The organism is Parablautia muri, from assembly GCF_009917485.1.
GTDB classification, from domain to species: Bacteria; Bacillota; Clostridia; order Lachnospirales; family Lachnospiraceae; genus Suilimivivens; species Suilimivivens muri.
The window spans coordinates 1-5,133 of the sequence record NZ_QZDT01000106.1; the positions used below are offsets into that span (position 1 = coordinate 1).

The 5,133-nt window shown below is 41.0% G+C and carries 6 protein-coding genes; 4 read left to right on the forward strand and 2 right to left on the reverse strand.

The window, feature by feature from the left end:
- Both D5281_RS23975 and D5281_RS23980 read right to left on the reverse strand, forming a co-directional pair.
- The coding region (locus D5281_RS23975) for a plasmid mobilization protein (protein ID WP_408637313.1) at positions 1-89 on the reverse strand (89 nt) is incomplete at its 3' end.
- A 268-nt stretch (positions 90-357) separates the two neighbouring features.
- Positions 358-711, reverse strand: a complete 354-nt coding sequence (locus tag D5281_RS23980; protein WP_002590580.1) for a helix-turn-helix transcriptional regulator — start codon at positions 709-711, stop codon at positions 358-360.
- Positions 712-874: 163 nt separating this feature from the next.
- On the opposite strand from D5281_RS23980, the gene D5281_RS23985 reads away from it, so the two are divergent.
- The 4 genes from D5281_RS23985 (at position 875) to D5281_RS24000 (ending at position 4,665) form a co-directional block, all read left to right on the forward strand.
- Positions 875-1,066: a helix-turn-helix domain-containing protein gene (locus D5281_RS23985; RefSeq protein WP_334296636.1), complete on the forward strand. Its 192-nt coding sequence runs from the start codon at positions 875-877 to the stop codon at positions 1,064-1,066.
- A gap of 41 nt (positions 1,067-1,107) precedes the next feature.
- Complete coding sequence (locus D5281_RS23990) at positions 1,108-1,779, forward strand: response regulator transcription factor (RefSeq protein ID WP_120479130.1); 672 nt, start codon at positions 1,108-1,110, stop codon at positions 1,777-1,779.
- Positions 1,763-3,166, forward strand: coding sequence for a sensor histidine kinase (locus D5281_RS23995; protein WP_160562402.1), 1,404 nt, complete (start codon positions 1,763-1,765; stop codon positions 3,164-3,166). The genes D5281_RS23990 and D5281_RS23995 overlap by 17 nt, the downstream gene beginning before the upstream one ends.
- Before the next feature lie 146 nt (positions 3,167-3,312).
- Positions 3,313-4,665, forward strand: a complete 1,353-nt coding sequence (locus D5281_RS24000) for a hypothetical protein (protein WP_160562403.1) — start codon at positions 3,313-3,315, stop codon at positions 4,663-4,665.
- Positions 4,666-5,133 lie beyond the last annotated feature (468 nt).

The following is a 5,133-nucleotide window of genomic DNA, read 5'->3' on the forward strand; positions in this document are numbered from 1 at the left end:
GGTACGAGCTTCATTTTTTCCAGTATTAAATCCCGTTCCGCTTCCGTCACTCTGAATTTGATTTGCACCGTTCTTTTGCGTCCGTTCATGTATTCGCTCCTTTCCTTTCCGTTCCGAGGGTTTGGGACACTTCCCAACAAGCAATTTTCAACCGACGCGCCGCAGCGCGGGAGGGGAAAATACGGAAGTGGGTACCCGCTTCCTATGCTTGCTACGAATGTTTTTATCCCTTATGCCCTTATCCCTTACTACGGAGCTATGCCCGGTTTTGCCAAACTTCCGCAAAAGAAAAACGCTGCAATCCTCAAAAAAGATTACAACGCTCTCTATACCCTGTTCACTTGTGACGGACACCTCTTATCTGCCCTCTGTTTCGACTTCCGCTATCTCCTTTGCCGTTGCACTCACAATCCGTATGCCCTTATCGCTCATACCGTCAAGGAGCGCGTCAAGCTGCCGCCGCTGCGTGTTCTTCTCTGGCGGCGTTTCCAAAAGGAACTGGTCTACGGATATATTGTAGCGGAGCATTAGCTCAAAGAATATCTGCAAACTTGGGTGCTGCCCCTTGTTCTCAATGTTCGCAAGGTAGCGCGGCGAGATAAACATTTCGTCGCTTACTTTCTTGCGGCTCTCCTTACGCCCCGTCCGCGCCGCCTTTATCGCTGCCCCAAAAGCCTTGAAGTCGTATTTCGGTACTGGTCTTTTTGCCATAGTTATTCACCCTATTACATTTTACTGTTCACCTTTCTTCTTGGATATGTCTACACTGTTCTGTTAGTTAGCCAAAATAATTCATAATTCTTTTCGGGAGAAGTCTTGTATTTATTCGGCTGACCGTATATAATTATAGCGATAGAACTTATAGAAAGGGTGAATGAAAATGTTAGAGTATATTTCTGCCCCGGAAGCAGCGAAGAAATGGGGCATTTCAGAAAGACGGGTACAAAAGCTATGTGAGGAAAACCGCATACCCGGCGTGGCAAAATTCAGCCGTATGTGGCTGATACCAAAGGACGCGGAGAAACCGACCGATAAAAGGCGAAAAAATTTCAAATCTACACAATAGATTCAAATTACCCTGTTACAATTACGGTAAGGAGGTGCGCTATGAGTAAAATCTTAATTGTTGAGGACGATTTATCTATACAGGCTTTGCTGCATGACTTTATACAGGAAGCCGGGTATAGTGTTGTACTGGCGGCTGATGGTGTGGAAGCCCTTGCGAAGTATTCCGAACAGAGCTTTGATTTGATACTGCTTGATATTATGCTTCCCAAAATTGACGGGTTTGGTGTCTGCGAAGTTATCCGGCAAAAATCAGATGTGCCTATCATCATGCTTACGGCATTAGACGACGAGGGGAACCAGCTTAAAGGCTTGGACTTGCAAGCTGACGATTATATCACAAAGCCGTTTTCTATGCCTGTACTGTTACGGAAAATCGCCGCTGTCCTACGCCGTTCATCAAAGCAGAATGATATTCCGCAGACCATGAGCTATAAGGATTTAACACTGGATTTAGAGGGGTACAAGGTTTATACAAAGGAAGAAAGCATTGATTTAACGCCCCGCGAGTTTGAAATACTGCGGGAACTGCTGATACACAAAGGCAGAATTTTAACGCGGCAAAATCTGTTACAGACACTTTGGAAGTATGAGTTTTTCGGGGAAGAACGGATTGTTGACACACACATAAAGAACTTACGGAAAAAACTTGGTGCTGCTGACTACATAGAAACGATTAGAGGGGTGGGATATAGAATTGATAAAGAAGATTAAAAGTAAATTGTCGGTAAAAGTCTTTTTGATTACATCAATACTTATGGTGGCTTGTTGCTCTGTAACATATTTGTGTATAGCCCACTTTGCCCCGTATATTTATTCCCATGATTTAGCAGAAGTAAAAGAATTAGCTGATATGCTATCAGAGGAATTATCTCATATCCCTAAAGAGGAAGTGCAATATTTCATTCAAGGGTATAATGATATTCTTACAAAGCAGTATGATGATGAGTTTGCTTTTCACCTATTTCAAAGCTCTGGCAATGAAATAGCCCTTTCAGACTTAAATGAATTTACTGGCAATAAAATTGATGATTATAAAAACACAGATACGACAGAGGCATATAAAATATCATTTGCGGACAGCACAGAAGCATATATTTTATTGCTTGCCAAAAATACCAACAAAGAAAGTCAAGTGGTTTTAGCACTTCAAAAGACACTTCCTATATTGAGCGTTGCTATTTTATTGATATCTGTAATTGTTGCTTTTTTCTATACTTGGTATATGACAAAGCCAATTAAAAAGATAAGCAAATTATCAAAGCAAATGGCTGATATGGATTTTAGCGGTTTATGCCCTACTAACCGTACAGATGAAATAGGGGTGCTTTCTCATAGCTTAAATGACCTGTCAAAGAAACTGGCGGCTGCTCTTTCAGAGTTACAGGAAGCCAATCAAAAGTTACAAGCTGATATTGACATGGAACGGCGGCTTGAGAAACAACGGGTAGAATTTTTTGCGGCAGCTTCCCATGAATTAAAAACGCCTATCACCATTATCAAAGGACAGCTTCAAGGTATGCTCTATCAAGTGGGACGCTATAAAGACCGGGAAACATATCTTGCACAGTCTTTGGAAATTACGGACACTTTGGGAAAAATGGTACAAGAGCTTTTAACAATATCCCGATTAGATACTCCGGGTTATACTTGCAAAAAAAGCAATCTTAATCTTAGCAATTTCATAATTGACCGCGTTACAGCGTTTGAAGATTTATTCATGCAAAAGGATTTGACGGTTGAACAATCCATATCCCCGGAGGTTTATATTTTAGGCGATATGCAGCTACTTCAAAAAGCATTGGATAATCTTTTAGGAAATGCGGCGGCGTATTCGGGAGCCGGAAATCAAGTATTGATAAAGTTATGGAAAGAAACTGAAACGACAACCTTTACGATTGAGAATACAGGCGCACATATCCCCGACGAAGCTATTTCCAGACTGTTTGAACCATTTTATAGGGTAGACCAGTCAAGAAACAAGCAGACAGGCGGCACAGGATTAGGATTGTATATTGTAAAAACGATTCTTGATTTACATGGTGCGAAAATTGAAATCGCTAATACTATTCAAGGCGTTATCGTTTCCGTACAGTTTTAGCACTTATATTTCAAAGGCGGCGAGCTTTTTCAGCTTGCCGCCTTTTCTATCTCCACATAAAAAACATATTCAATTCAAAATAGATTCAAGTTAGGGCAGTATTCTTTAACTGTACCCGGAAAGGGCAACAGAAAGGAGCTTCTACTATGAAGAAATATTTAACAATCATTCTTGCCACCCTTTTAACCATGAGTGTGTTTACAGGGTGTGCAGGGCGAAGTCGTTCGCCGGAACAAAACAACGTATCAACCACCAATTCCCCTATTGCTACTTCTGAACAGGGGGAAATGCCGGACAATTCCTTTAGTAAAGAGGAATATCAAAAATTGTTGGCTCTGCAAATAGACGGTTATGAGGATATGACTGTTTCAGATTATCGGAGCCATGTTGCAAAGTTGACAGATACAACAGAATACAGGGATTTGTTGGAAAGGTTTTGGAAAAGCCAAATCCTCTACGGAGTAAAAGATACCAACGAAACAGCCTCATTCTTGTTTTATGTGCTGCCACTTACAGGAGATGAATGGAAAACCCAAAATTTCAGCGAGGAAGTGAGGACTTCTAATTCGGCAGATAGCGCAAGGCTGGAATATTCATTTTCCTTAACTATTTTAGACGCTGATACGCTTACTATTCGGGAATACAATACTACCCGCCTAAATGTGATAAAGGGTATGCAGGATATATTAGGCGATAAGACAGCCCCAGAATTGCAGAATACTAATTCCATATTGGCTGATATTCAAAACAATACGGATAATCTGATTGAACAATTAAAAACAGAAGAAATTGAAATCTCCATTGAATACGCATATTTTCCGGCTTCCGTACAGGGTATAGACAAAGAAAACGGTCAATCGCAAGGAAACAGCGAACAGGAAACCCGCGTATATTCCAATGGTACGGAAGAAGATTATCGTTCTCTATTCACTTTGAAAACGCCCGATTATCAGAATACGCCAATCAAGGATTTTAACACTTCTTTGTTGGCGTGGGCGAATGAAAATCGTGAAAGAATGGAAAGAATTGATGAAGATACTAAATTCAATGACTTTTCCGTTACTTTGACCGCCGAGGAACTTTCTTTTGTGAGGTTGACGGTATTTTTATCCGGCATGGAGAATGGCAAAGCGATTCAGAGCAGCTACACCGAAACAGAATTGAAGCCTTACTATGGTGAATATCTACCGGAAAAAATCACCAGTGGAAACCTTGATGTGGCAAGGTGTAATTTATTCTATCAATTTTCTTACCGCATTTCAGAAACAGAAACAGTCACAGTCGGTGAACGTGACCGCCAAATTGAAAATATGATAAATGCAGTACAAACATTTTGGGGCGATATGGACGTTGAAAGTGCATTGAAAATGAGTGAAAGCGATATAGTGAAAAAACTGGAAGAGATTGCAGCCATATATACCACAGACCATATAACTATCACTATCAACAAAGACCAAATCCATTTTGAACGCATGGACGAAAGGGCATATAGAAATTAACAGATACAGACTCTTTTTTGAGGTAACAAACAACTACACTTTTTATTATCTGCCGGACGACGGCAAAGAAAAAAAGCCGTCGCAGAGCAGAGGTTTTTTCACACGCCTATTCCTCAACGGCGGCTTTTGAGAAATCAAAGCCGCCGTTTCTTTTTTGTCTATTGGCTATCTGCAAACGCTCTTAATGAAAGGTACGGCGGCTAAAGGAGGTAGCCGCCATGAAGCACATACCGTATCGACAAAATCCGACGGTCATTGACACATCAAAAAAAACCCGACCACCGCCGGGGAAAACTACGTCTATCAATATGAACTGTCTAATCATCTAAATACTACTTACAATACCTATACGCCTGTCCGGGCTTTTCGGACAGGCGTATTTTGCTGCTCAAAAAAATTTTTGAAAAAAATCCGAAAATCTTCGGCGTTTTTTTCAAAAGGCAGTATTGCCCCGCGAAAAGGGGGAAG

Excerpts from the sequence above, each read along its gene's own strand:
- D5281_RS23980 (WP_002590580.1), bottom strand. The coding sequence starts at position 711 with ATGGCAAAAAGACCAGTACCGAAATACGACTTCAAGGCTTTTGGGGCA.
- D5281_RS23985 (WP_334296636.1), top strand. The coding sequence starts at position 875 with ATGAAAATGTTAGAGTATATTTCTGCCCCGGAAGCAGCGAAGAAATGG.
- D5281_RS23990 (WP_120479130.1), top strand. The coding sequence starts at position 1,108 with ATGAGTAAAATCTTAATTGTTGAGGACGATTTATCTATACAGGCTTTG.
- D5281_RS24000 (WP_160562403.1), top strand. The coding sequence starts at position 3,313 with ATGAAGAAATATTTAACAATCATTCTTGCCACCCTTTTAACCATGAGT.